Genomic DNA, 26,183 nt, shown 5'->3' on the forward strand with positions numbered 1-26,183 from the left:
CATGAATATCAAGCGCTGGAGCCGTATTTTGCTTGAGAAATCACCGTTTCCTGCACCACGCGGTCGTCACCGAGCACGATCAGCGCAAACAAAAGCTCATCCAGGTTGCGCGCCTGGCGCGTCTTGCGCGCCAAAAGCGGCGTGGCCTCGGGGTTCAGCACCACAAAATCGGCCTCGCAGCCCGGCTGCAGATTGCCCACCACACCGGCCAGGCCCAGCGCCTTGGCGGCCCCAGCCGTGTGTTGCCACCACAGTTGCTGGGGCGACAGGCTCAGGCCCTGTTTGGTCTGCCCCTCCCGCCCCACGTAGTACGCGGCCAGCATGGTGTGGAACGGGCTGAAGCTGGTGCCCCCGCCCACATCGCTGGCCAGGCCGTAGCCGAAGCCCACCCGGTCGGCCCCCGCGTAGTCGAAGAACCCGCTGCCCAGAAAAAGATTGCTGGTGGGGCTGACCGCAGCCACCGCGCCGGTGTCGCGCATCAGCGCCCGGTCGTCGTCGTCGAAGTGGATGCAGTGGGCATACACCGCACGCTCGCGCATCAGGCCAAAGTCGTCGTACACGCCCAGGTAACTGCGCGCGGCGGGGAACAGTTCGCGCGCCCAACGGATTTCGTCGCGGTTTTCGGCCACGTGGGATTGAATCCACACATCGTGGTAGCGCGCAGCCAGCTCGCCCGCGCCACGCAATTGCTCATGGGTGCTGGTGGGCGCAAAGCGGGGGGTGATGGCGTAGCCGAGCCGGTCCACGCCGTGCCAGCGCCGGATGAGCGCCTCGGAGTCGATCAGGCTCTGCTCGGTGTCGTCGCGCACACCGTCGGGCGAGTGGCGGTCCTGCAGGACCTTGCCGGTGATGAGGCGCATCTGCTGCCGTTGGACCTCGGCAAACAAGGCGTCCACCGAAGCGGGGTGAGACGTCGAGAACGCCAGGGCTGTGGTCACACCGTTGCGCAGCAACTCGGCCACAAAAAATTCAGCCACCTGGGCGCTGTAGCCAGGGTCTACAAACCGTGACTCGTGGGGAAAGGTGTAGTTCTCCAGCCAGGGCAGCAGGCCATCGGCGGGCGAGCCAATCACGTCCGTCTGCGGGAAGTGGATGTGCATGTCCACAAACCCCGGGGCCAAAATGCGCCCCGGCAAATGCACCACCGGCTCTCCGGCGAACTGGGGTGCGAAGGTCTGCCAGGCACCGGCTGCCAGCACCCGCTGGCGGCCCTGGGCATCCGGGCCAATGGCCAGCAGGCCATCTTCGTCATAGAGGGCGCTGCCGTCATCGGCAAAACGCAAAAGGGCAGAACGGTAAACAGGCATGGCGGCAAGCTTAGCGGCAGGGGGCGCCGTTTGTATATGCAGCACCCCATAGTGGCTATGGGGTTCAGGGAGCACCGATCAGTGACAACGATGGGCGATACGCCTTGCAGGATCAGCGGGACACCTTGCCCACCACGCCTTCCACCAGCCAGTTCATCTGCAAGATTTGTGCATCCGACAGCGCCTGGCCTGCGGCAATGCGCTCCTGCCCCTCGTTGTCGCGCACCGGCGCCTTGCCTGCGCGGAAGGGCTGAAGCTTGCCCGCACCCACGGCCTTTTGGGCATTGAGCACCTCTTGCTGCACGGCGGTGGGCACCCTGGTGCCGAAATCGCCGACGCGGATCATGCCCTCGCGCACACCGCCCCACAGGTTGGCACTTTTCCAGGTGCCGTTTTGCACGGCCCGCACGCGCTCGGTGTAGTAGGCGCCCCACTGGTGCGTCACGGCCACGATCTGGGCATCGGGCCCGGTCTTGCGCATGTCGGAGTGGTAGGCCACGGCCATCTTGCCGCGCTCTTGCGCAGCCGCCATCACGGCGGTGGAGCCCGTGTGGAACGCGATCACGTCCACGTCCTGGTTGAACAGCGCCATGGCGGCATCCCGCTCCTTGGGCGGGTCGAACCACACGTTGAGCCACACCACCTTGACGGTGGCCTGGGGGTTGACCGAGCGCATGCCCAGCGTGAAGGCGTTGATGCCCTGCAGCACTTCCGGGATGGGAAACCCGGCCACGAACCCGGCCACGCCGGTCTTGCTCATGCGGCCTGCCGCAATGCCCGCGAGATAGCGCCCCTCGTAATAGCGCGCATTGGCGGCAGCCACATTGGGGGTGGTTTTGTAGCCGGTGATGGACTCGAACTTCACCTGCGGATAGTCCTGTGCCACCTTGAGCGTGGGCTCCATGTAGCCAAAGCTGGGCGTGAAAATGATCTGGTGGCCGGTGGCGGCCAGGTCGCGGATCACCCGCTCGGCATCGGCGCCTTCAGCCACGTTCTCGACGAACGTGGTCTTCACCTGGTTGCCCAGCGCGGCCTCGACGGCCTTGCGGCCTTCGTCGTGCTGGCGCGTCCAGCCTGCCTCGGTGATCGGTGAGACATAGACAAAACCGGCTTTGACCGGCTCCGTCACACTGCCCTTGGCGGGCGTGGTCTGGGAAAAAACGGGGGAGAAAAAACAGGCGGCCACGAGCGTGGCTGCGAGGTTTTTGTACATGGTGTTCCTCTACATGGCCCTGATGGAATGGAACGGAAGCACCGCAGGACGACGGTGCCACCGGGAAGGTCAGACTGTGCGAAAACTACATGAAGCGATGTTGCAAAGACTGTCGGGAAAAAACGCTTTCAAGCACGGGCGGAGCGCTGCGGCAGTGCGCAGAGCCCCGCCATCAATTTCAATTCAGCCGCAGCGCCTGCGGGCCCGCGCCCAGGCGGAAAGCACCGACGACTTCGGCCAGGCGCGACGCCTGATCCTTCAGGCTTTCGGCGGCTGCGGTGGACTCTTCCACCAGGGCTGCATTTTGCTGGGTCATCTGGTCCAGCTGGGTCACCGCCACATTCACCTGGCCAATGCCCTGGCTCTGCTCCGAAGCGGCTGCGCTGATCTCGCCAATGATGTCGGTCACGCGGCGCACGGAACTCACGATCTCGCCCATGGTGGTGCCGGCGTTCTGCACCAGGGCAGCACCCGACTCAACCTTTTCCACCGACACGCCAATCAGCGTCTTGATTTCCTTGGCCGCCTGGGCCGAGCGCTGGGCCAGCGAGCGCACTTCGCTGGCCACCACGGCAAAGCCGCGGCCCTGCTCGCCAGCACGGGCGGCTTCCACGGCAGCGTTGAGGGCCAGGATGTTGGTCTGGAACGCGATGCCGTCGATGGTGCCGATGATATCGGCGATCTTCTTGCTGCTGGTGTTGATCTCGTCCATGGTGGTCACCACCTGTGCCACCACATCGCCACCGCGCTGGGCCACCTGCGCCGCCGACACGGCCAGCTGGTTGGCCTGCACGGCCGAATCGGCGCTCTGACGCACGGTACTGGTCAGCTCTTCCATCGAGCTGGCGGTCTCCTGCAGGCTGCTGGCTGTCTGCTCGGTGCGCGCGCTCAGGTCCTGGTTGCCAATCGCGATCTGGGTACTGGCTGTGGAGATGCTGTCCACCACGCCCCGCACTTGCTGCAGCGAACGGTGCAGCGCACTGCGCATGGCATCCAGCGCGCGCAGCAGGTGGCCGGTTTCATCGTTGGCGTAGCTCGCCTGGGGAGCCCCCGTCAGGTCCATGTTGGCGATGGTCTCGGCAATGGCCTCAGCCTGGCGCAGCGGGCGCGTGATGCTGGTGGTCAGCAGCCAGGCCAACAAGGCGCCCAGCAGCAGCGACACGCCGGTGCAGATTTGCAGCAGCAGTGTGGTCTGCGCGCGCAGCTCTTCGCTGCGCTTGCCGGCGGCATCCAGCTCGGCGCGCTGGCCGTCCACCATCTGCTGCACGCCTGCCAGATAACTGCGGGAGGTGGGCTCAAAACGCTCGGTGAACACCTTGTTGGCGTTCTCGGCATCGCCCGCCTGCTTGAACTTGCTCACCTCCTCGCGGGCCGCCAAATAGTCCTTGCGCAGGTCACCCACCTTGGCAAAAAGCTGCTTCTTCTCCGGCGTGTCCATCTTGGACTCGATGAACTTCTGCAGCTCATTGGTTTCGCGGATCGACGCCGCCGTGGCAGGCGCAAAGTAGGGGATCAGGCTGGCGTCACTGCTCTTGGCGATGGCTGCAGCGCGCTGTACGCCGGAAGTGGTGTGGCGCAGCCAGTCCGAGCCAGCACGTTCGGTCTTGATGTTGTCGTTGACCATGGCGTCGATCTCTCGGCCCAGCTGGCTGAGCTTGACCACAGCCACCACGCTGCTGGCAAAAAACAACGCCAGGATCAGGCCGAGCACCAGCGTGAGGCGCTTGCCAATGGAAATTTGACTGAGAAACATGGAAGGCTCCAAAAAAGGGGGGCAACACGGCACCCGTGCACTCCGCAAAGAAACTGTTCAAGGTCTCAAGGGGCGCAGGGTAAGGGCCATGGTGGTGGATCACCCCGTGGGCCTGGGCCGGACGCAATTCGAACGAATGCTTACTATTTTAAGGGTTTACCCAAATCAGCCCCCTGCCGCACAGGCGACAGCCCATCCGTGCGGGCTGCGCCCAGCTCAGTAATCGTGCTCCACACACCGCTCAAACGCCTCCTTGAGCTTGTGCTCCCACACCCGCTTGTCGGCGTTGCCTGCAAAGCTGGCTTCAAAGCTGTTGAACGCCAACTGGTAGGCATGCTTGGCCGTGAGGCCCGTGGCCGCAAACACCTGGGTGAAGTTCTCGTTGATGTAGCCGCCAAAGTAGGCCGGGTCGTCTGAATTGACCGTGGCAGCCAGCCCGGCATCGAGCAGCTTGCCGAGGTTGTGGTCTGCCAGATTGGGGAACACACACAGCTTCTGGTTGGACAGCGGGCACACCGTGAGCGCAATGCGGTCTTGCGCCAGGCGCTGCATCAGCGCCGCGTCGTGCACGGCCTGCACGCCGTGGTCGATGCGCTCGACCTTGAGCACATCGAGCGCGCTCCAGATGTAGGCGGGAGGGCCCTCTTCGCCCGCATGGGCCACCAGGTGCAGGCCCAGTTCGCGGCAGCGGGCAAAGACGCGGGCAAACTTCTCGGGTGGATGGCCCAGCTCGCTGGAATCGAGCCCCACGCCCACGATCTTGTCGAGCAGCGGCATGGCCTGCTCCAGCGTCTCAAACGCCGACTCCTCGCTAAGGTGGCGCAGGAAACACAAAATCAGCGTGGCGCTGATGCCCAGTTCGGCGCGGGCGTCCTCGCAGGCGCGGTGCAGACCGTTGATGACGGTCTCCATGGGCACGCCGCGTGCGGTATGGGTCTGCGGGTCGAAGAAGAGTTCGGCGTGCAGCACGTTGTCGCGCGCCGCGCGGCCCAGGTAGGCGCGCGCCATGTCGTAGAAGTCCTGCTCATGCAGCAGCACGCTGGCGCCCGCGTAGTAGATGTCCAGAAAGCTCTGCAGGTTGGTGAACGCATAGGCGCTGCGCAAGGCGTCCACGCTGGCATAGGGCAGTGTCAGCCCGTTGCGCTGCGCCAGCGCAAAGATCAGCTCAGGCTCCAGCGAGCCCTCGATGTGGATGTGCAGCTCGGCCTTGGGCATGGCACGCAGCAGGCTGGGCAGGCGCTCGGCGGAGATGGGGGGGATCTTGAACATCAGCAGACTCCAAAGGTGATGCCACTCTGGCGCAGAAAGCGGCGGTAAGCAGATGATGCCTTGTCGGCAGCGGTATGCAACTCCGCGCGCAGGTCGAGTGGCAGGCACTGTGGCATCTGCGACTCCAGCACGGGCTGGTCCTGCGTGAAGATGGTGTGCTGGAAGGCCTGCAGCTTCTCGTCCGGCGAATCAAAATCCGCCACCGCCAGCCGGAACCACACCCGGCTGCGCACGGGCGTTACCGGGCAGATGAACAGCGCAATGGATTCACGCCAGCCCTCCACCGCCGTGGTGCCCGCCTCGGGCACCTTGGTCAGCACGGCTGCATAGGGCGCCGTGACTTCGTACGTGTATTCGACCTGGGCAGGCGCCGTGGAATGCAGGTTGGATTGCGGTTGCCAGGCCTTGCAGCCCGTGGCCAGCACGCCCGTGGGCGTGGGCTCCACGCGGTAGTCGTCGATGGCTGTCGCTTCGCGGCTGCCCAGCCAGCCTTCGTGCACAAAGCCGAAATGCGACATGTCCAGAAAATTCTCGATGATGCGCGGCGCGCTGGCCGCCACATCGTAAGGACCGCAGTTGAGCTTGCGCAAGCGGGCGTCCCCTTCCGCAGCAAACACAGGCAGCCCCTGCTCACCCGGTGCGATGCGCACCCACACCATGCCATAAGCCTCCTGCGTCTCAAAGTGCCTAGCGCAGTGGGTGGCCGGAGGCACAAAGCTGGGCAGTGCGGGCACATGCGTGCACTGCCCGCCGGCCGCAAACTGCCAGCCATGGTAGGGGCACTCCAACTGACCCTGGGGCGTGACGCGGCCCAGCGACAGGCGGGCGCCCCGGTGCGGGCACTGGTCGGCCAGCGCGTGCACGGCGCCTTCGGTGTCGCGCCACAACACCACGGGTTGTTCCAGCAACTGCACCGCCAGCGGTGCCTGCGCCGCCACGGCCTCTGACAGGGCCACCGGGTGCCACAATGTTGATTCCACCATCGTCCTTGTTCCTTTGAACAGGTTCTTAAAGCTGCAGGCCGCGCAATGCCTCTGCAAAACAAAAGGGCCACCCCAGGGCGGCCCTTTGTCACAGCAGCCCGCAAGAGCTGCTGATGCACGCGGTGCGAATTACTTCTTGTCGCCGCCGGGGATCTTGCCTTCCACGCCCTTGACGTAGAAGTTGATGCCGCCCAGGAACTTGTCGTCGGCCACAGCGTCCTTTTCCAGCACAGGCTTGCCGTCCTGACCCATGATGGGGCCCTTCCAGATGCTGAAGCTGCCGTCGGCCAGGCCCTTCTTCACTTCTTCCACCTTGGCCTTGGTTTCGGCAGGCACGTCTTCAGCGATGGAGACGATGTCGATCGCGCCTTCCTTCACGCCCCACCAGCTTTGGCCCGAAGCCCAGGTGCCGTCCAGCACGTCCTTGGTAGCCTTGACGTAGTACGGGCCCCAGTTGATGACAGCCGATGCCAGGTGGGCCTTGGGACCATAGGCAGTCATGTCGCTGTCCCAGCCGAAGGCGCGCTTGCCCTTCTCTTGAGCAGTCTTGAGCACGGCGGGAGAGTCAGTGTTCTGGAACAGGATGTCAGCGCCGCCGTTGATCAGGCTGGTTGCCGCTTCGGTTTCCTTCGGTGGGCTGAACCATTCGTTCACCCACACCACCTTGGTCTTGATCTTGGGGTTGACCGACTGCGCACCCAGCGTGAAGCTGTTGATGTTGCGGATCACCTCAGGAATCGGCACCGAACCCACCACACCCAGCGTGTTGGACTTGGTCATAGCGCCAGCGATGATGCCGGCCATGTACGCGCCTTCGTAGGTGCGGCTGTCGTAGGTGCGCAGGTTCTCGGCCGTCTTGTAGCCGGTGGCGTGCTCGAACTTCACGCCCTTGTTGTCTTCCGCCACCTTGAGCATGGACTCCATGTAGCCGAAGGTGGTGCCGAAGATCAGCTTGTTGCCCTGGCCGGCCAGGTCGCGCAGTACGCGCTCGGCGTCAGCGGACTCGGGCACGCTTTCCACAAAGCTCGTCACGACCTTGTCGCCAAATTCCTTCTCGATGGCCTTGCGACCGTTGTCGTGTGCAAACGACCAGCCGCCGTCGCCCACAGGGCCGACATAGGCAAACGCGATCTTCAGTGGCTCGGGCTTGGGGGCCGGTGCTTCTGCGGCAGGGGCCGGTGCAGGCGCGGGGGCCGGTGCCGGTTCTTCCTTCTTGCCACAACCCACGAGGGCGGCAGCGGCCACAGCGGAGAGCGCTGCCACCTTTAGCATGGAGCGTTTCTGCAGATCAGTCATGTCGGTTTCCTTATCGAAGAAGTAAGACTTGCAAAGGTTGGGGGACGAAACTATCAATTATGGTGCGATCTACCGCAGGGTAACCAGATTTTCGCGTACGCAATCCCTATCACGAGCCCGGATAAAACGGTTTGCCCAGCGATGCCGGCATGTTGATGCGAATCCAGGTCGGATTGCGCGAGATCAACGCCAGCACCACGATGGTGGCCACATACGGCAGCATGCTCAGCAACTGGCTGGCCACCTGCACGCCCGTGGCCTGCAAATGGAACTGCAGCATGGTCACGCCACCAAACAGATAAGCACCAAGCAACACCCGTGCCGGGCGCCAGGTGGCAAAGGTGGTGAGTGCCAGCGCTATCCAGCCGCGCCCGGCCACCATGCCCTCGACCCACAGGGGGGTGTAGACGGTGGAGATGTAGGCCCCGGCCAGCCCGCACAGGGCACCGCCCACCACCACGGCCGCCAGCCGGATGCGCCGCACCGGGTAGCCCAATGCATGCGCCGACTCGGGCGACTCGCCCACCGAGCGCAGCACCAGCCCGGCGCGCGAGCGGTACAGGAACCAGATCAACCCCGCCACCAGCAGCATGGTGAGGTACACCAGCGGATGCTGGCGGAACAGCGCGGGGCCTAGCAGCGGCACATCGCCCAACACCGGGATGGCGTACTTGGGCAGCTCGGGCAGCTTGGCCTGCACATAGCTGATGCCCGCAAACGCCGAGAAGCCCACGCCAAACAGGCTGAGCGCGAGCCCTGTGGCGTACTGGTTAGTGTTGAGCCAGATCACCAGCACACCAAAGATGGCGGCCAACACGGCACCGGCCGCCATGCCTGCAGCAAAGCCCAGCCAGGTGTTGCCGGTGTGCACCACCGTGGCAAACCCGGCGATGGCGGCGCAGAGCATCATGCCCTCGGCGCCCAGGTTGACGATGCCCGCCTTCTCGTTGATGAGCAGGCCCAGGGCCGCGATGGCCAGCACGGTGCCCGCACTGAGTGTGGCGCCGATGAGGAGTGCGTAGGATTCCATCAGGCCACCACCTTTCTGGTGCCCACCCAGCGGATGCGATAGGCAATCAATGTGTCACAGGCCAGCAGCGTGAACAGCAGCAGGCCCTGGAACACGCCGGTGAGCGACTTGGGCAGGCCCAGGCGCGACTGCGCCAGTTCACCGCCGATGTAGAACATGCTCATGAGGATGGCGGAAAGAATCATTCCGACGGGGTGCAGCCGCCCCACAAAGGCCACGATGATGGCCGCAAAACCGTAGCCAGCCGGCACATAGGGCGTGAGCTGGCCGATGGGCCCGGCCACCTCCAGCGCACCCGCCAAACCGGCGGCACCACCCGAAATCAGCAATGCCGTCCACAGCGCGCGGCGCGACGAAAAGCCCGCATAACGCGCCGCTGCCGGTGCCAGCCCGCCCACCTGCTGGGCAAAGCCCGCCCGGGTGCGGAACAAAAACACCCACAGCGCCCCGGCACCAGCCAGCGCCAGCAGCAGGCCGATGGACACGCGCGAGCCCTGCATCAGGCGCGGGATCTGCGTGACCTTCTCGAACGTCTTGGTCTGCGGAAAGTTGTAGCCCATGGGGTCCTTCCACGGGCCATAGACCAGGTAACCCAGCACCAGCGTGGCCACATAGACGAGCATCAGGCTCACCAGAATTTCGTTGGCGTTGAACTTGTCGCGCAGCAGCGCTGTGAGCCCCGCCCATGCCATGCCGCCCAGCACCCCGGCGAGCAGGATGGCGGGCACGATCCAGGGGCCCGTGGTCTTGTCGGCCAGCAGCGCCACGCCGCCCGCCACCACGGCGCCGATGACAAACTGGCCTTCGGCGCCGATGTTCCACACGTTGGAGCGGAAACACACGGCCAGCCCCAGCGCAATCAGCAACAGTGGCGTGGCCTTGACCATGAGTTCGCCAATGGCGTACTGCGTCTTGATGGGCTCCCAGAAGAACACCTGCAGCCCGCGCACCGGGTCTTTGCCCAGCGCAATGAACAAGGCCACACCAATCAGCACCGTGACGGCCAGCGCCAGCAGCGGCGAGCCATAGGTCCAGAGCTTGGAAGCCTGGGGGCGTGGTTCCAGCTTAAGCATGCTGCACCTCCGCTGCCTTGGCCTGTTGTGCGAGGTGCGCTTGGACATCGGCATGCCACAGCCCGCTCATCCATTCACCGATGCGTTCCACCGTGGCCTCGGCGCGCGGCACCGAGGGCGACAGGTGCCCCTTGGCCACCACATGCAGCCGGTCGCAGATTTCAAACAATTCGTCCAGCTCCTCACTGACCACCAGCACGGCGCAGCCTGCGTCACGCAGGGCCAGGATGGAGCCCCGGATCTGTGCGGCGGCGCCCACATCCACGCCCCAGGTGGGCTGCGAAACGATGAGCAGCTTGGGGTTGGCGTCAATCTCGCGCCCCACGATGAACTTCTGCAGGTTGCCACCCGACAGCGACTTGGCCGCTGCGTTGGGTCCACCCGCCTTCACATTGAAGCGCCGGATGATGTCCTCGGCATGTTTTTGCAGCGCGCCCACCTTGATCCAGCCACTGCCGCCGACCGAATTGGTGCGGGTGAGCAGCAGGTTGTGCGCCAGCCCCATGGTGGGCACGGCGCCCCGGCCCAGGCGCTCTTCAGGCACAAAGTGCAGGCCCAGCGCACGGCGCTGGCCCGGGCCCATGCGGCCCGCGTTCTGGCCTGTCACCTGGATGCTGGCCGGCTCGGCGCGCTGGTCTTCGCCTGACAGCGCGTAGAGCAGCTCTTTTTGCCCGTTGCCCGACACACCGGCAATGCCCACCACCTCGCCCGCCTTCACCTCGAACTGCAGGTCGATCAGGTCCACGCCAAACTGGTCGGCACGCGGCAGCGACAGGCCCTGCACGCGCAGCACGGTGGCGCCGGTCTGCACCGCGCGGTGCTCCAGCGCAGGCGGTTCGGCGCCAATCATCAGGCGCGACAGGGAGGCATTGGACTCCTCCGCCGGATTGCACACGCCCGTGACCTTGCCGCCCCGCAGTACGGTGCAGGCAGTGCACAGCGCGCGGATCTCGTGCAGCTTGTGGCTGATGTAGAGGATGCTGCAGCCCTCGCTGGCCAGCTTGCGCAGCACCACAAAGAGCTTTTCGACGGCCTGGGGCGTGAGCACCGAAGTGGGCTCGTCCAGGATCAGCACCTTGGGGTTGGTGAGCAGCGCGCGGATGATTTCCACCCGCTGCATCTCGCCCACGCTCAGCGTGTGCACGGGACGCAGGGGGTCGATGTCGAGGCCGTATTCGGCGGCCTTGGCGGTAATGCGGCCGGTCACTTCGGCCAGCGTCAGGCTCTTGTCCAGGCCCAGCCACACGTTCTCGGCCACCGTGAGGGTGTCGAACAGGCTGAAATGCTGGAACACCATGGCAATGCCGAGGGCCCGCGCTTCTTGCGGGTTGCGCACCTGCACGGCCTGGCCGTTGAAGAACACGCTGCCTTCGTCGGGCTTAACCGAGCCGTAGATGATTTTCATCAGCGTGGACTTGCCCGCGCCGTTTTCGCCCAGCACGGCGTGGATTTCACCCGGCAGCACCGTGAGCGACACGCCGCTGTTGGCCACTACGGCCGGGTAGCGCTTGGTGATGCCCACCAGCTGCAGCCGTGGCGGCGCCGCACCAGGCGCTGAAGGATTGGGGGGAGAACTCATGCGGGGATTGTCTCTCAGTTTTACAACTTGTTATAAGAATGAAAATACCTCATGGCGCTTGTTCAGTATGCCCAAGCAGCTATTCTTTTCGTAGCGAAGCAGCCACGGTTTTCACGCAATCTCGCAGCCAGGCCGCGGCGGCCGAGTGGTGCGTGCGGGCATGCCACAGCTGGTAGTACATGAGCCGGGGAAACGGCACCGGGCACGGCAGGATGGCCAGGGGCAGCTGGTCCACATACCGCTCGCAGTACTGACGGCCGGTGGTCAGCACAAGCAAGCTCGATGCCACGATGCTGGGGATGAGGCTGAAATGCGCGCAGCGCGCCGTGATGTGGCGCTGCATGCCCAGGCTGTCCAGGTGGGCGTCGATCACGCCCCGCGCGCCGGGGTGGGTGGGCGTGGGCGCGATGTGTTCGGCGGCCAGCCAGCTCTCCACGTCCCAGCCGCGCCGCACGGCGGGGTGGTCCTTGCCGACCAGGCACACCACCTCGTCGCCAAACAGGCGGCCCATGTGCAGGTCGTCGGGCGGCTGGGGCCAGTTGCCGATCACCACGTCCACATCGCCCTGGGCCAGGTGCGCGTGGTAGTGCGCGTCGGCCGACAAGGGCAGGATCTCGATGGGGCACAAAGGCGCCTCGACCTTGATGCGGGCCACGAGCTGGGGCAGAAACAGGGGGTCGAGGTAGTCGCTGGCCGCCACGCGAAAGGTGCGGGTGGCCGTGCGCGGGTCAAACCCGCGCGCATCCGAAAACAGCGCCTCGGCCGCACGCAGGATGGCCCCGGCGGGCTCCACCATGCGCAGCGCAGCGTCGGTGGGCATCATGCTGGCGCCGGAGCGCACCAGCAGCGGGTCGCCCGACAGGTCGCGCAGCCGCTTGAGCGCAGCCGACACCGCCGGCTGGTGCATGCCCAGGCGGACGGCGGCCCTCGATACGCTGCGTTCTGTGAGCACGGTGTGCAAGACCCTTATGAGATGGAGGTCTATCTTGTCGAAAAGGGCGTGGTCTCTCATAGCGGTGTGGGCATGGGTGCCATAAGCTTGCGCATATGCCGGTAACGGTACTGCGTTCTACCCTCTGCTGAACCTTTCCATCCAAGATCGAAGTGGCGTTTGTCATGACAACAAGACCCTTGCAATTCCTGCGCCGAGGCCAGCCCGTGGCGCTGGGCAATGTACCACCCGACCGCACCCTGCTGGAGGTGCTGCGCGAAGACCTGGGCTGCACCGGCACCAAGGAAGGCTGCGGCGAAGGCGACTGCGGCGCCTGCACCGTGGTGCTGGGCGAAGAACGCGATGGCCAGCTGCACTACAGCGCCGTGAACAGCTGCATCCGCCTGGCCCATTCGGTGGATGGCATGGCACTGTGGACGGTGGAAGACCTGGCGGAAGATCCGCTGATCCAGCCCGTGGACGACACAGCGCCCGCTGCACAGCAAACCATCACGCTCCATCCGGCACAGGAGGCGATGGTCCAGTGCCACGGTTCGCAGTGCGGTTTCTGCACGCCAGGCTTCGTGATGAGCCTCTTCGGCATGTACCAAAACCATGTCTGCCACGGTGAGCCCATCACCCGCGCACTGGCGCAAGAAGAACTCTCGGGCAACCTGTGCCGCTGCACCGGCTACCGCCCCATCCTCGATGCCGCCCAGCAGATGGCGTCGCTGCCCGGCATGGCGGTCAATGAATCCGAAGTGCTACAAAAATTGAAGCTGCTGAGGCATGATGCACTTGCGCATGCAGCCGATTCGGCCTATATCGCGCCCTCCACACTCCCAGAACTGCTTGCAGCCCGCGCCGCCCACCCCGGCGCCCAGGTGGTGGCGGGCTGTACCGACGTGGGGCTGTGGGTGACCAAGCAGCACAAGCAGTACACCCAGGTGCTGGACGTGACCCGCGCGGCCGAGCTGCGGCAGGTGGCACAGCACCCCGACGCCATCCACATCGGCGCTGCCGTCACGCTGACCGACGCGTTTGCAGCCCTCACCGCACAGTGGCCGCAGCTACACCGTTTTGCCACGCGGTTTGCGGGGCTGCCCGTGCGCAACTCGGGCACGCTGGGCGGCAACGTGGCCAACGGCTCGCCCATTGGCGATTCCATGCCCCTCTTGATCGCGCTGCGCGCCCAGGTGGTGCTGGCCAGCCAGGCCCGGGGCGAGCGCCAGCTGCCGCTGGAAGACCTGTACACCGGCTACCGGCAGAACGTAATGGCCGCCGACGAGCTGCTGGTGCGCATCGTGGTGCCCCGCCCTTCTGCCCAAGAACAGCTGCGGGCATACAAGATTTCGAAGCGCTTTGACGACGACATCTCCGCCGTCTGCCTGGTGCTCAACCTCGACATCGCGGGCGGCACCGTGCAGCGCGCCAGCATTGGCGCGGGTGGCGTGGCTGCCACCCCGGCCCGTGCGCGGCAGACCGAAGCCGCGCTGACCGGCCAGCCCTGGACCGAGACCACCGCGCAGCGTGCCGCTGCGGTGCTGCAGGCCGAGTTCAGCCCCATCTCTGACATGCGCGCCAGCGGCGCCTACCGCCGCCAGGTGCTGGGCAGCCTGCTGCAGCGCTACTGGCTCGAAAGCCAGGGCCAGCCCTCGGTCAGCCTGGACACTTTGACGCTGGAGGCCGCCGTATGAACGCGCCACACACCATCGCAGAGACCGCCCTGCCCGCGCCCGCCCGCGCCGCCATGGGCCAGTCGCACATCCACGAAAGCGCCCGCGCCCAGGTGGCGGGCGCCGCGCACTACATCGACGACCTGCCGGAGGTGAAGGGCACTCTGTACGCAGCGCCCATCCTCTCCACCGTGGCCCACGGCACCCTGAACGGGGTAGATGCCACCGCCGCCCTCGCGCTGCCCGGCGTGCGCGGCGTGGTGCTAGCCAGCGACGTGCCCGGCGACAAGATCCTGGCTGCGTTCGGGCACGACGAGCCCGTGTTTGCGCTGGACAGCGTGCAGTTTGTCGGCCAGGTGATCGGCCTGGTGGTGGCCGACTCGGTCATGCAGGCACGCCGCGCGGTGCTGGCCGTGAAGCTCGACATCACCCCCCTGCCCGCCGTGCTGACGGTGCAGGACGCGCTGAAGGCGCAAAGCTATGTGCTGCCGCCGGTATTTGTGCGCCGGGGCGATGCGGCCACAGGCCTCGCGCAATCGGCGCACCGCATGCAGGGAGCGTTTGAAGTCGGCGGCCAGGAGCACTTCTACCTAGAGGGCCAGATCGCCTACGCCATGCCGCTGGAGCAAAAGCAGTGGTGGATTTACTCCAGCACGCAGCACCCCGGCGAGGTGCAGCACTGGGTGGCGCACGCGCTGGGCATCGACAACCACGCGGTCAAGGTGGAATGCCGCCGCATGGGCGGTGGCTTTGGCGGCAAGGAGACGCAGGCCGGGCACCTGGCCGTGTGGGCCGCCGTGGCCGCGAACAAGCTGGGCCGCCCCATCAAGCTGCGGCTGGACCGGGACGAGGACTTCATGGTCACCGGCAAGCGCCATCCGTTTGCGTACGAGTACGACGTAGGGTTTGACGACACCGGCCGCATCACGGGCCTGAAGCTGCAGATGGCGGCCAACTGCGGCTTCAGCGCCGACCTGTCGGGCCCCGTGGCCGACCGCGCGGTGTTCCATGCCGACAACGCGTATTACCTGAGCGATGTCGAGATCGCGTCGTACCGCTGCAAGACCAACACCCAGAGCCACACCGCCTTCCGCGGCTTTGGCGGCCCGCAGGGCGTGATCGTGATTGAGGCCATCCTGGGCGACATCGCCCGCGCGCTGGGCCGCGATGCGCAAGACGTGCGCCTGGCCAACCTGTATGGCAAGGACGCGAGCAGTGGCCGCCATGTGACCCACTACCAGATGGCGGTGGAAGACAACATCCTGCACGAGCTGCTGCCCACGCTGGAACAGACCTCGCACTACCGCCAGCGCCAGGCCGAGATTGCGGACTGGAACGCGCGCAGCGCAGTCATCAAGCGCGGCCTGGCCATCACGCCCGTCAAGTTCGGCATCAGCTTCACCGCCACGCTGTTCAACCAGGCGGGTGCGCTGGTGCACGTGTACACCGACGGCAGCGTGCAGGTGAACCACGGCGGCACCGAAATGGGCCAGGGCCTGCACACCAAGGTGGCGCAGATCGTGGCCGACGAGCTGGGCGTGCCGCTGCACCGCGTGCTGGTGACGGCCAGCGACACCAGCAAGGTGCCCAACGCCAGCGCCACCGCCGCCAGCAGCGGCACCGACCTGAACGGCCGCGCCGCCCAGTACGCTGCGCGCAACGTGCGCGACAACCTGGCCTCGTTTGTGTGCGGCCTGGACGGCTGCGGCGCAGGCGCGATCCGGTTTTCGGGCGGCCAGGTGATATCGCCCAAGACGGTGCGCAGTTTTGAAGAGGTGGTGCAGGCCGCTTATGCCAACCGCATCCAGCTGTGGAGCGACGGCTTTTACCGCACGCCCAAGATCCACTACGACAAGACGACCCTTACCGGGCGCCCGTTCTATTACTTTGCCTACGGCGCCGCCTGCACCGAGGTGGCCATCGACACCCTCACCGGCGAGAGCCGCGTGCTGAAGGTGGACATCCTGCACGACGTGGGTCACAGCATCAACCCGGCCATCGACATCGGTCAGATCGAGGGCGGGTTTGTGCAGGGCATGGGCTGGCTGACGACCGAGCAACTGGTGTGGAACGACAAGGGTTATCTGGCCACTCACGCGCCGAGCACCTACAAGATCCCGGCCACGGGCGATATTCCGGAGCACTTCAACGTCCACCTGTGGCCCGAGGCGAATCGGGAGGACAACGTGGGTGGTAGCAAGGCGGTGGGAGAGCCGCCGTTCATGCTGGCGATCAGTGTGTATGAGGCGCTGCGCAATGCGGTGGCGGCGGGGCGTAGCGGGGTGGATGCGGCGGCGCCAGTGGTGCTGACAGCGCCGGCGACTGCGGAGAATGTGCTCAGGGCGTTGGGGCGGGTGGGAGAGTGATGTTTTGGGCTGCTGGCGCTGAAGGGATATGCGCTGGTAGCTATTGATTTTGCAGTGTTTGGTGGGATGGCTGATTGGGCCGCATGCCTTGGTTGAGGGCGGAGGCCGGGAGTCGCCCGGCATGCGAGTCCCTTTCTTTCGCGTCGCCGAAAGAAAGGAACCAAAGAAAGGGCGACCCCACTGTCTGCGTCCCCGCCGCTGCGCGTCGGGGCAACCTGCGGTGCTCGGGTTTGGCGGGGTCTCGCTCGAACTCGCTCCGTTTCACTTCGCTCAGACAATCGCGAGCCCTGATCCGCCAAACCCTGCGCTCCTCGGCGCATCCAGAGGGGCAAAGGGGACAGAACATCCACACGGGCCATCGCTGCGCTCGGCCCCAACTCGCGGGCGCAAGCGCCACGCGCTGCACAACTTGGGCCGAGCGCAGCGATGGCCCGAATGGATGTCCGGCTGTTCGGTTGTTTGGATGTTCGGCTGTCCACCCCCTGCTGGCTGCGCCTGCGGCGGGGCGGTTGCGGGGTGAGCACGCGCGTCGAAGCGCGCGTGCTTCGTGAACTGACTCGCCGTGGATGTCTGAACGAAGCTGCTACGCAGCGCAGTGAGTTCCACGGCGCACCACGCAAACGCCCCGACGCAGGTTTGCCCCTTCGCACCGCGAAGGGGTCGCAGACTGGGGGTCGCCTTTCTTTTGGGTCCTTTTCTTTGGCGAAGCAAAGAAAAGGACCTCGCCCGCCGGGGCGACTCCCGGCCTCCGCCCTCAACCAAGGCATGCGGTTCAATCAGCACACAAAAACCAACACTACAAAATCAATAGCAACCACCGCATATCCCACTAGCGCATCCAGCCAAAAACCCCTCAAACAGGCCCCAAAGCCATCCGCCCCGAAGAAGTGACCGACGCATCCCTCGCATGCCGCGTCTCCACCCGGTTGCGCCCCGCCCGCTTCGCGTCATAACAAGCCATGTCCGCCGCATACAAAACCGACGGCACATCCTGCAGACTGGCATCGAGCACCACCAGCCCAATACTCACCCCCAGCGTAAAACTGCGCCCCTGGTACGACGGCTCCCACGCATGCACCGCCGCACGCAACTGCTCCGCCACGGCCTGGCCGCGTGCCAGCGCACAGCCGGGCAACACCACCGCAAACTCATCGCCCCCCAGCCGCGCTGCCCAGCCAATCTGGCGCACATGGGACTCCAGCAGCCGGGCCACATGGCGCAGCACGTCGTCGCCCGCGTCATGGCCCGCAATGTCGTTGACCACGGTGAAATGGTCCAGGTCGAGGAACAGCACCACACCATCGCCCTGGGTCTCGCCACCCTCCTCGTCGGTGGCGGGCACCACAGCGCGCTGGCGGGCAGACCGCTCGGCCATCAGCTGGCCCAGGCGCTCGTCGAACGCGGCGCGGTTGTAGAGCTGCGTCAGCGCATCGTGCGCGCGGCCCCAGGACTGCTGCACCTGGGCCTCGCGCGCGGCGGTGATGTCTTCCAGAATCCACACGGTGCCACCGTGCACCTCCTCGGGGCGCACGCCCCGGCCCTGCACGCGGGCCCACACGGTGCTGCCGTCCTTGCGCATAAAGCAGATGTCGCCATCGAACGCACCATGCGCCGCCACTTCGGCCCGCACGCGGTCGCCCACCTGGGCATATTCCGCGTCGCTGGCGTACAGGATGCGCGCGGGTCGGCCCTGCAGCTCTTGCGCGGTGTAGCCCAGCATCACGCAGGCCTGGTGGCTCGCCACCTCCAGCATGCCGTGGCGGGTGATGACGATGCCCACGGGTGCGCTGTCCAGCACGGCCTGGAATTGGCCGACCACCGTGTCCTTGCGCGACTGCTGCAGGCTGCCCTGCTGCACCAGGCCCTGGAACACCCGCACCAGCTCACCCACCTCACCGCCCGCGCGGGGCCAGTCCACCGCTTGTGCGGGCTGCTGGCGCGCGCTGGTCCGGAGCAGCTGGCGCGCCTTGAAGGTCAGCTGCGCCAGCGGCTGCGCCATCCAGCCCATCAGCGCCACTGCCAGCAACATGCACAGCACCATGCTGGCCACCGCCAGCCACCAGGCTTCGCGCTGGGCGCCGCGCAGCGGTGCCAGCAGCGCCTGCGACTGGCTCACGCGCGCCACGATCCACTGCGGCAGCGGCATGCCCGCCATGCTCACGATGTGGTCGGCCTGCACATGGGTCATGCCCCTCCCGACCACCGGCTGGGCCTGGCTCTGCCAGCGGGTGTACACGGGGGCCAGGCCCGCCTCGTCACGCACCTGGCCCAGCACGCGGGCGGGGTCGGAGTGCGACAGGATGGTGCCGTCGCGGGTGAAGACGATGAGCTGCGAGTCGTCGCGCGCGGGCAGCGTCATCGACGGTGGCAACAGGCTTTGGGATTGCAGCCGCAGCGCCCCCGCCACCACCCCCATCACGGTGCCGTCGTCACGGTGCAGCGGCATGGTGAACATGACGCGCGCCTCGCCCCGGCGCCCGGCGATCAGCTCGGACACCAGGGGTTTGCCATCGACCAGGGTGCGGCGCAGGGCGTCGCGCTCGGCGGGGTCCAGGTCCGCCGCCTTTTCGATCTGGCCGGCGCGCAAATTGAGGCGCAGTTCGCCGTTGTCGCGCGCGACCTGCATGGTGTCGAAAAACTGCACCGCAGGCAGGCCCTGCTGCAGCAGCCATTCCAGCGACGAGGGCGACTCCAGCACGGCCGGCGTGATGCCAGCAGCCACGGTGCGCAGCACCTTCTGGCTTTGTTCGATCTTGCTGGCCAGCAACCGGGCCACCACCTCGACCTCGTCGGTCTGCTGGCTCACCACCCGGCGCATGGCCTCTTGTCCGGAGGCCCGTGTGACCAGCCAGGCGGCCACCGCCCCCGACAGCGCCACCGCCAGCGCAGCCACCAGCATCAGCCGCAGCACCAGGGCGCCGGGCACCAGCCAGCCCGGCGCAGGGTCCGGGGCAGCCTGGGGGCCGGGCGGCGGCGTCATGGACGCTTTCCCCCTGCGGGCTGATGGGCACGCTCAAAGTTCGGCATGGGGACGGGTCGCAGCAGACATGTCCCAACAAATATACGCAGGGCCTGTGCCCCCGGGCTTGGGTGGAACCCTTGGGTAAAGCCAAGGAAAAACCCTGAGCCCGCCGGGGCGCGGCAGGGATGAAAAGGAGGCGCAGCAAGGGCCATGCAGCGTGGTGCACGCGCGTATCACCGCGCAGAAGAGCCACCCCAGGGCCGATCGCCTCAGAGGTGCCGGTTTGTCAGCAAATGCAACGGAGCACCAGCCCGTGACAGCGCTGAGGAGCAAGCAGCCGGTTGGCCGCTGCTGAGCCTCAAGAATGCGGGGTCAGCAGCCCGCCATCGACTGCAAGGCCCGGGGCTGGGGCAGTGCCAGCACATTGCCGGTGCCGTGGATCAGGCCCAGCTCGCGCAGGTGGCGCAGCACACGCGAGAAGGTTTCGGGCGCAATGCCCAGCTGGGCGGCAATCAGGCGTTTGCGCTGGTGCAGGGTGACCTGCATGGCGCCGCTGTGGTCGGGCTGGGCATGGTTCAGCAGCCACTGTGCGCAGCGCGATTCGGCATCCTGCGCGAGGCGGCTCACCGCCAGTTCAGACTGTTGCCGGTAGCCCTGGGCCATGTCCAGCAGCAGGCCGCGAGCGCCCGCCGGCATGGCGGCCAGACTGCGTTGGAACGCCTCGATGGGCACGCGCCGCACATGCACACGGGTGTCGGCCACCATGTCCACCGGCAAGGGCAGGCCCAGCAAGGCCGACGCGGCATCGAGCCAGAATGGCCCCTCGACAGCACCGAGCTGGTGGCGCAGGAAACCGTCGTCCAGCACACCGCGCAGCACACGGCCGCTTTCGAGGTGCAACACCGTCGTCAGCACCTCATTGCGCCTGCGCAGCACTTCGCCGGGAGCGATGACCTCGGTGTCAGCGGGCAGAGAAAAAAGGTTAGGTGGCAGCATGGAAGCCACTGTGCCGTGCGGCTGCGCCTGCGGCATTGAGCCACATCAAAACCGCACCATGTCGCCCGCCCCGCGCGCCCCAGGTTTGCGCCAAAACACACGAAAACTGCGCCAGCAACGTGCATGGATACGCGCTGAGAGCGCCTGACAGGGATGTAAACAGGTGTTGCACCAGGGCATGGAACTTGCGGTGTCCTACCGGCGGGCCCCGCCCTGCACCACGGTGCAACAGGGGCCGCGTCTCCTTTGCCCCGCCGGCCCTCCGGCGCTTTTTTCCCCAGGAATCACTCCATGAAGAAAAACCTGATTGCACTGTCTCTATCGCTTGGTGGCGCCCTGCTGTGTGCCACCGGGGCCCAGGCCCAGAGCTCCGTCCAACTGATGGGCCTGACCGATGTGTTTGTGGGCTCCATGAAAAACGCCGGTGATGCCGGCAGCAGCAAGGTCGTCAACAGCGGCGGCATGACCACGTCGTGGTTCGGATTCAAGGGCACTGAAGACCTGGGCGGCGGGCTCCGGGCCAACTTTGCACTCACCTCGTTCATCAAGGTGGACAGCGGCATCCAGGGCCGCTTTGCCAACGACACCTTCTTCTCGCGCGATGCCAACGTGGGCCTGAGCGACAGCTGGGGCACCGTGACCGTGGGGCGCGGCCTGGCCCCCAACTTCCTGCCGTCGATCCTGTCGAACCCGCTGGGCGACTCGTTCACCTTTGCGCCGCTGATCCTGCACATGAACGTGCCTCTGTTCAACGGCACGGGCTGGGGTTCGACCACGCCGTCCGACACCGGCTGGTCCAACGAAATCATCTACAGCACGCCCAACCTGGGCGGCCTGACCGCCAACCTGCACTACCAGTTTGGCGAGGTCGCGGGCGACAGCAGCAAGAAGAACGTGGGCATCAACGCGCTGTACTTCAACGGCCCCATCACCCTCACCGGCTTTTACGAGCGTGACCAGATGAGCAACCCCGCCGTGCCCAGCACCTACCTGGGCACCACCAAGACCGACTGGATGCTGGGCGGCGCGTATGACTTTGCCATCGTTAAGGCCTTTGCCAGCTACGGCCAGGCCAAGGCCGACAACACCACCAACAAGGCCAAGACCACGCAGCTGGGCGTGTCGGTGCCCGCAGGCGCCACCGGTAAGGTACTGGCATCGTGGGCGCAGACCAAGATGACGGCCACCGACATCTCGCGCAAGACCTTCACCGTGGGGTATGACTACTTCCTGTCCAAGCGCACCGACGTGTACGTGATGGCCATGAACGACCGCATCACCAACCAGACCAAGGGCAACAGCTTCGGCGTGGGCATCCGCCACCGGTTCTGACGGCTGCACGCAGCGCCTGGGCTATTTTCAAGCCCCAGCAGCCCCAGGCGCTAGTGCAATATGCCTGAGCAGCTACAAAATAAGTAGCACCCGGAAATCGTTCACGTTGGTGTGCGTGGGGCCGGTGACCAGCAGGTCGTCCAGCCCCGCAAAGAAACCCCATGCGTCGTTGCGTGCCAGGTGGTCGTCAATGCGCAGGCCCGCTGCGCCTGCACGCACCAGCGTGTCGGGGCAGACAAAGGCCCCCGCGTTGTCTTCGCTGCCGTCGATGCCGTCGGTGTCGGCCGCCAGCGCCCACACGGCGGGCTCGCCCTGCAGCGCCTGCGCCAGGCCCAGGCAAAACTCGCCCGCACGTCCGCCCCGCCCCCGGGGCACGCCGGGTGCACGCGGACGCACGGTGACGGTGGTCTCCCCGCCCGACAGGATCACACACGGCGCCGCAAACGGCTGGCCGCGCCGCGCCACTGCACGGGCCAGCGCCGCATGCACCTTGCCCACTTCGCGCGACTCGCCCTCGATCTCGTCCGACAGCACATGCGCAGGCAGCCCCGCCGAACGGGCCAGCGCGGCCGCGGCCTCCAGCGCCTGCTGCGGCGTGGCGATCAGATGCACGGCATGCCCGGCAAAGCGCGCGTCGCCGGGTTTGGGGGTCTCCAGGCTGCCTGCCTCCAGCGCGGTGCGGATGGCGGGAGGCACATCGATGCCATAGCGCGCCAGAATCGCCAGCGCATCCGCGCAGGTGGTCGCATCCGGCACGGTGGGGCCGCTGGCGATCACCGACGGGTCGTCGCCCGGCACATCGCTGATGGTGAGCGTGACCACGCGCGCCGGCGCACAGGCCGCCGCCAGGCGCCCGCCCTTGATGCGGGAGAGGTGCTTGCGCACGCAGTTCATCTCGCCAATGTGCGCGCCGCTGTCGAGCAGGGCGCGGTTGATGCGCTGCTTGTCTTCCAGCGTCACCCCGTCGCAGGGCAAGGTCAGCAGGGACGAGCCTCCGCCCGAGATCAGGCACAGCACCAGGTCGTGCTCCGTCAGCCCCTGGGTCAGGTCCAGAATGCACTGCGCTGCCGCCAGCCCGGCAGCATCGGGCACGGGGTGCGCGGCCTCGACCACCTCGATGCGCTGCGGCACGCCCGCAGGCCGGGGCGGCACATGCCCGTAGCGGGTGACCACCAGGCCCGACAGGGGCGCGTCCTGCGGCCACAGGGCCTCCAGCGCCTGCGCCATGGCGCCCCCTGCCTTGCCCGCGCCCAGCACCAGCGTGCGGCCCCCGCTCTCGCGGCTGGGCGGCTGGGGCAGCCACTGGCGCATGCCGTGCAGGGGCTGCGCGCTGTGCACTGCGGCATCAAAGAGCGCCTTCAGAAAGGCGCGGGGATGGGTGCGGTAGTCCGGCAGGGAGGGGCTGGCTGGCTGGGTTTCTGGGTGCATGCCGCGCATTGTGCAGCGGCAGGGTCGGTCACCCGGCTGTAACCAGGTTGTCACACGCCGCCGGTATCGTCGGCACCCTTGCTCAGGGACCCACAACAGCCATGCACAACACCCCATGGAGCCGACTGGAGGCGATGATGGCACTGCTATCGCCCGCCGCCCGCCAGGGCACCGGCCCCCTGGCGCGGCTGATGCGCGAGGGCGGGCTGTACTGCGTGTTCCAGCCCCTGGCCGACCTGCGCGAGGGCCAGGTGTACGCGCACGAGGCACTGATCCGGGGGCCCCAGAACACCCCCTTGCACACCCCCGACAAACTGCTGGAGCTGGCCCGCCGCGAGGGCATCCTGCAGGACTTTGAGCTGCTGTGCATCTACACCGCCATGGAGCAATGGGGGCGCCACGACGCGCCGGGCCGGCTGTTTGTGAACATCAGCGCCGATGCGCTGGTGCATGGCGTCCAGCTGATCGGCGCCACCGAGCTGGGCAACACCGTGCGCAGCCTGGGCCTGAGCGCTCGCATGCTGGTGCTGGAGATCACCGAACACGAACGCGTGACCGACATGCCCCAGCTGCGCCAGGCCATCAAGGCTGTGCATGCCTGCGGCGCGCGGCTGGCGCTGGACGACTTTGGCGATGGCCGCTCCAGCCTCAGGCTGTGGTCCGAGGTGAAGCCCGACTTCGTGAAGATCGACAAATACTTCATCCGCGACATCAGCGACCACCCCGAGAACCTGCAGATGCTGCAGGCCATCAAGGGCATTGCCGACGTGTTCGGCACCCAGCTCATCGCCGAAGGTATCGAAACCCGCGACGACCTGCGCGCGCTGCGCGACCTGGACATCCCCCTGGGCCAGGGCTGGCTGCTGGGCCGCCCGGCCATGGCGCCGCGCGAGGCGGTGGACGACGCGGCGCTGGAGGTGATGCACGACCGCCGCGTGGCCGTGCTGCCGCACCTGGGCCAGACCGCGCGCCCAGGCATCCTGCGCAGCCTGCTGGTGGTGCAGGCACCCACCGCAGCGCCCGCCACCAACAACGACGCCGTGGCCGCCCTGTTCCGCCAGCACACGGACCTGCATGCGCTGGCGGTGGTGGACGGGTCACGCCCCGTGGCCCTCATCAACCGCCAGCAGTTCATGAACCACTACGCCACGCCGTACTTCCGCGAGGTGCATGGCCGCAAGTCCTGCTTGGCGTTTGCCAACCTGGCACCGCGCGTGGTGGAGCTGGACTGCGATGTGGACCAGCTCGTGGGCATCCTCACCTCGCAGGACCAGCGCTACCTGAGCGACGGCTACATCGTCACCGACAACGGCCGCTACCTGGGCCTGGGCACCGGCGACCAGCTGGTGCGCGCCGTGACCGAAACCCGCATCGAGGCCGCGCGCCACGCCAACCCACTGACTTTCCTGCCGGGCAACATTCCCATCAGCCTGCACATCCAGCGCTTGCTGGAAAGCGGCACCGAGTTCGTGGCCTGCTATGCGGACCTGAACAATTTCAAGCCCTTCAACGACCACTACGGCTACTGGCGCGGCGACCAGATGATCCGCCTGGTGGCGCGCTTGGCAACCGCGCATTGCGATGCGCGCAGCGACTTTGTGGGCCATGTGGGCGGGGACGACTTCATGCTGATCTTCCAGAGCAGCAACTGGCTGCAGCGCTGCAAGAACATCGTGGACGAGTTCGCACGCGAGGCCATCACGCTGTTTGACGACAGCGCCCGTCTGGCAGGCGGCATCCAGGCAGAGGACCGGCATGGCGTGCAGCGATTCTTCCCGTGCACCACGCTGGCCATTGGCGCCGTACGCATCACGCCCGGGCGCTTCCGGCATGCCGAAGAAGTGGCCAACCTGGCCGCCGTGGCCAAACATGAGGCGAAGCAGGCATCTACGGGGGTGGTGCTGCATGGCGGGTTCACCGAGTCGAGCCTGGGGGCGTTGGCCGCGACGCGGGCGCTGCAGGATGTGTTGGCGGCGTAGGGACTGTTTGGACCGCGTCCCAAGGACGCGACGCCGATACAAAACCGCTGTTCTAGCACAGCGACAGTCGGCCATTGACGCTGCAGGGCTTGTGGCAAACAAGTCCGCTTCGGGCCCTGAGCGGACCTTGGCAACCCTACCGCGAAGCTGCCGTTCACCAGTGCACGCTTCCATGGCAACGACAATGTCGACGGCGCGGCGATGATTTCGCGTAGCTTGGCACGGGGCACACTGGCACACAAAAGTGCCAGTATTCCTTTGGAGACAACACCATGCACGGCAAAGAAATTCTTTGCCGGACCGATTGCGATGGTGACAATGGAATTCATGGTCTTCCCCTTCCAGCAAACAAGTGAGTTGATGAGAGATCGGAGTTTCCATCGTGGCCCCTGGATCTCTTATCCCGCAAGTGCGTGGTTCACTTGGGACGGGGAGGTCGCTTTCATTCCTTAGGCCGCATCGGGACTGTCATGCCAACCCTCTCATCATTTGTACTCATCGCGCTGGGCGTATATGCATTTGTATTTCTCGTGACAAGACTGGCCCAGTCCTCGAAGGAATTCAAGCAACAACCGCCCGCAGATCAAGAGCGTGCTCGCAGAACGTTCCGGTGGACTCTAATTTCTCTCCCATTCGTTCTGGCCGGGACGTATCTCCTCTTACTTGCGCCACCGGGCGTAGTTCGGATGTTGCCTGTGTTTCTCTATCTTCTACTCTCGGGTGTAGCGCTGTGGCTATTGTGGAGAAGCTATCGACTTGGAGTCCGACGAGACGAGCGCCTCGTGAAGTCACTCTCAGGTAAGCCGCTGCGCAATGCAAAGGCACTCGTGCGAAAGTTCGCTCTAGCCAATTTCATGCTCGCAGCAGGCTACATAGCAATTCTCATCGCGATACCCGCTCTTCGCCTGCCGTTGAACAGCTGGGCTCCACTCATTACCATTATTTCGAGCTGCTACACCATTTTCATGTGGCGTCAGGAGCGCAAGCATGCAGCCTAACCTTTACGTCAA

Annotated in this window: 17 protein-coding genes; 4 read left to right on the forward strand and 13 right to left on the reverse strand. The window is 66.0% G+C overall.

The window, feature by feature from the left end; genetic code table 11:
• Nucleotides 1–8: 8 nt before the first annotated feature.
• The 10 genes from guaD to DNK89_RS07310 form a co-directional block, all read right to left on the reverse strand.
• Nucleotides 9–1,307 (reverse strand): guanine deaminase, encoded by a 1,299-nt coding sequence (guaD, locus tag DNK89_RS07265; RefSeq protein WP_110959523.1) that lies wholly within the window; start codon nucleotides 1,305–1,307, stop codon nucleotides 9–11.
• A 112-nt stretch (nucleotides 1,308–1,419) separates the two neighbouring features.
• On the reverse strand, nucleotides 1,420–2,520 hold the full coding sequence (locus DNK89_RS07270) for a BMP family ABC transporter substrate-binding protein (RefSeq protein WP_110959524.1): 1,101 nt from the start codon (nucleotides 2,518–2,520) through the stop codon (nucleotides 1,420–1,422).
• Between the two features lie 178 nt (nucleotides 2,521–2,698).
• Nucleotides 2,699–4,273, reverse strand: coding sequence for a methyl-accepting chemotaxis protein (locus DNK89_RS07275; protein ID WP_110959525.1), 1,575 nt, complete (start codon nucleotides 4,271–4,273; stop codon nucleotides 2,699–2,701).
• 216 nt (nucleotides 4,274–4,489) lie between these two features.
• On the reverse strand, nucleotides 4,490–5,542 hold the full coding sequence (locus DNK89_RS07280) for an adenosine deaminase (protein ID WP_110959526.1): 1,053 nt from the start codon (nucleotides 5,540–5,542) through the stop codon (nucleotides 4,490–4,492).
• The gene (locus DNK89_RS07285; RefSeq protein ID WP_110959527.1) at nucleotides 5,542–6,525 is read right to left on the reverse strand and encodes an aromatic ring-hydroxylating dioxygenase subunit alpha; all 984 of its coding nucleotides are present in this window, start codon (nucleotides 6,523–6,525) and stop codon (nucleotides 5,542–5,544) included. The genes DNK89_RS07280 and DNK89_RS07285 overlap by 1 nt, the downstream gene beginning before the upstream one ends.
• A gap of 129 nt (nucleotides 6,526–6,654) precedes the next feature.
• Nucleotides 6,655–7,821 (reverse strand): BMP family ABC transporter substrate-binding protein, encoded by a 1,167-nt coding sequence (locus tag DNK89_RS07290; protein WP_015012885.1) that lies wholly within the window; start codon nucleotides 7,819–7,821, stop codon nucleotides 6,655–6,657.
• 109 nt (nucleotides 7,822–7,930) lie between these two features.
• Nucleotides 7,931–8,851, reverse strand: coding sequence for an ABC transporter permease (locus DNK89_RS07295; RefSeq protein ID WP_060987493.1), 921 nt, complete (start codon nucleotides 8,849–8,851; stop codon nucleotides 7,931–7,933).
• A complete protein-coding gene (locus DNK89_RS07300) occupies nucleotides 8,851–9,924 on the reverse strand; it encodes an ABC transporter permease (protein WP_110959528.1) in 1,074 nt (357 codons plus the stop codon). Before DNK89_RS07300 ends, DNK89_RS07295 begins: the two co-directional genes overlap by 1 nt.
• Nucleotides 9,917–11,503: an ABC transporter ATP-binding protein gene (locus tag DNK89_RS07305; protein WP_110959529.1), complete on the reverse strand. Its 1,587-nt coding sequence runs from the start codon at nucleotides 11,501–11,503 to the stop codon at nucleotides 9,917–9,919. Before DNK89_RS07305 ends, DNK89_RS07300 begins: the two co-directional genes overlap by 8 nt.
• A gap of 79 nt (nucleotides 11,504–11,582) precedes the next feature.
• Complete coding sequence (locus DNK89_RS07310; protein WP_082522392.1) at nucleotides 11,583–12,515, reverse strand: LysR family transcriptional regulator; 933 nt, start codon at nucleotides 12,513–12,515, stop codon at nucleotides 11,583–11,585.
• 104 nt (nucleotides 12,516–12,619) lie between these two features.
• Here DNK89_RS07310 and xdhA point away from each other — a divergent pair, with 104 nt between their 5' ends.
• The gene (xdhA, locus tag DNK89_RS07315) at nucleotides 12,620–14,131 is read left to right on the forward strand and encodes a xanthine dehydrogenase small subunit (RefSeq protein WP_110959530.1); all 1,512 of its coding nucleotides are present in this window, start codon (nucleotides 12,620–12,622) and stop codon (nucleotides 14,129–14,131) included.
• A complete protein-coding gene (xdhB, locus tag DNK89_RS07320) occupies nucleotides 14,128–16,476 on the forward strand; it encodes a xanthine dehydrogenase molybdopterin binding subunit (RefSeq protein ID WP_110959531.1) in 2,349 nt (782 codons plus the stop codon). The genes xdhA and xdhB overlap by 4 nt, the downstream gene beginning before the upstream one ends.
• Nucleotides 16,477–17,329: 853 nt before the next feature.
• Here xdhB and DNK89_RS07325 read toward each other — a convergent pair.
• Both DNK89_RS07325 and DNK89_RS07330 read right to left on the reverse strand, forming a co-directional pair.
• Complete coding sequence (locus DNK89_RS07325) at nucleotides 17,330–19,456, reverse strand: diguanylate cyclase domain-containing protein (protein WP_110959532.1); 2,127 nt, start codon at nucleotides 19,454–19,456, stop codon at nucleotides 17,330–17,332.
• Nucleotides 19,457–19,810: 354 nt separating this feature from the next.
• Entirely contained in the window at nucleotides 19,811–20,434 is a 624-nt protein-coding gene (locus DNK89_RS07330; RefSeq protein ID WP_060985679.1) for a Crp/Fnr family transcriptional regulator, read from the reverse strand.
• Between the two features lie 291 nt (nucleotides 20,435–20,725).
• Between DNK89_RS07330 and DNK89_RS07335 the strand changes: the two genes are divergently transcribed.
• Nucleotides 20,726–21,766, forward strand: coding sequence for a porin (locus DNK89_RS07335; protein ID WP_110959533.1), 1,041 nt, complete (start codon nucleotides 20,726–20,728; stop codon nucleotides 21,764–21,766).
• Between the two features lie 72 nt (nucleotides 21,767–21,838).
• Here the strand turns inward: DNK89_RS07335 and DNK89_RS07340 are convergent, their stop codons facing one another.
• Nucleotides 21,839–23,194, reverse strand: a complete 1,356-nt coding sequence (locus DNK89_RS07340; RefSeq protein WP_110959836.1) for a glycerate kinase — start codon at nucleotides 23,192–23,194, stop codon at nucleotides 21,839–21,841.
• Nucleotides 23,195–23,295: 101 nt separating this feature from the next.
• Here DNK89_RS07340 and DNK89_RS07345 point away from each other — a divergent pair, with 101 nt between their 5' ends.
• The gene (locus DNK89_RS07345) at nucleotides 23,296–25,173 is read left to right on the forward strand and encodes a phosphodiesterase (RefSeq protein ID WP_238990718.1); all 1,878 of its coding nucleotides are present in this window, start codon (nucleotides 23,296–23,298) and stop codon (nucleotides 25,171–25,173) included.
• Nucleotides 25,174–26,183 lie beyond the last annotated feature (1,010 nt).

Source organism: Acidovorax sp. ST3, from assembly GCF_003231145.1.
Classification (GTDB): Bacteria; Pseudomonadota; Gammaproteobacteria; order Burkholderiales; family Burkholderiaceae_C; genus Acidovorax.

Excerpts from the sequence above, each read along its gene's own strand:
- DNK89_RS07305 (WP_110959529.1), bottom strand. The coding sequence starts at position 11,503 with ATGAGTTCTCCCCCCAATCCTTCAGCGCCTGGTGCGGCGCCGCCACGG.
- xdhA (WP_110959530.1), top strand. The coding sequence starts at position 12,620 with ATGACAACAAGACCCTTGCAATTCCTGCGCCGAGGCCAGCCCGTGGCG.
- DNK89_RS07280 (WP_110959526.1), bottom strand. The coding sequence starts at position 5,542 with ATGTTCAAGATCCCCCCCATCTCCGCCGAGCGCCTGCCCAGCCTGCTG.
- DNK89_RS07290 (WP_015012885.1), bottom strand. The coding sequence starts at position 7,821 with ATGACTGATCTGCAGAAACGCTCCATGCTAAAGGTGGCAGCGCTCTCC.
- DNK89_RS07330 (WP_060985679.1), bottom strand. The coding sequence starts at position 20,434 with ATGCTGCCACCTAACCTTTTTTCTCTGCCCGCTGACACCGAGGTCATC.
- DNK89_RS07285 (WP_110959527.1), bottom strand. The coding sequence starts at position 6,525 with ATGGTGGAATCAACATTGTGGCACCCGGTGGCCCTGTCAGAGGCCGTG.
- guaD (WP_110959523.1), bottom strand. The coding sequence starts at position 1,307 with ATGCCTGTTTACCGTTCTGCCCTTTTGCGTTTTGCCGATGACGGCAGC.
- DNK89_RS07335 (WP_110959533.1), top strand. The coding sequence starts at position 20,726 with ATGAAGAAAAACCTGATTGCACTGTCTCTATCGCTTGGTGGCGCCCTG.
- DNK89_RS07345 (WP_238990718.1), top strand. The coding sequence starts at position 23,296 with ATGCACAACACCCCATGGAGCCGACTGGAGGCGATGATGGCACTGCTA.
- DNK89_RS07300 (WP_110959528.1), bottom strand. The coding sequence starts at position 9,924 with ATGCTTAAGCTGGAACCACGCCCCCAGGCTTCCAAGCTCTGGACCTAT.
- DNK89_RS07325 (WP_110959532.1), bottom strand. The coding sequence starts at position 19,456 with ATGACGCCGCCGCCCGGCCCCCAGGCTGCCCCGGACCCTGCGCCGGGC.
- DNK89_RS07275 (WP_110959525.1), bottom strand. The coding sequence starts at position 4,273 with ATGTTTCTCAGTCAAATTTCCATTGGCAAGCGCCTCACGCTGGTGCTC.
- xdhB (WP_110959531.1), top strand. The coding sequence starts at position 14,128 with ATGAACGCGCCACACACCATCGCAGAGACCGCCCTGCCCGCGCCCGCC.
- DNK89_RS07310 (WP_082522392.1), bottom strand. The coding sequence starts at position 12,515 with ATGAGAGACCACGCCCTTTTCGACAAGATAGACCTCCATCTCATAAGG.
- DNK89_RS07295 (WP_060987493.1), bottom strand. The coding sequence starts at position 8,851 with ATGGAATCCTACGCACTCCTCATCGGCGCCACACTCAGTGCGGGCACC.
- DNK89_RS07270 (WP_110959524.1), bottom strand. The coding sequence starts at position 2,520 with ATGTACAAAAACCTCGCAGCCACGCTCGTGGCCGCCTGTTTTTTCTCC.
- DNK89_RS07340 (WP_110959836.1), bottom strand. The coding sequence starts at position 23,194 with ATGCACCCAGAAACCCAGCCAGCCAGCCCCTCCCTGCCGGACTACCGC.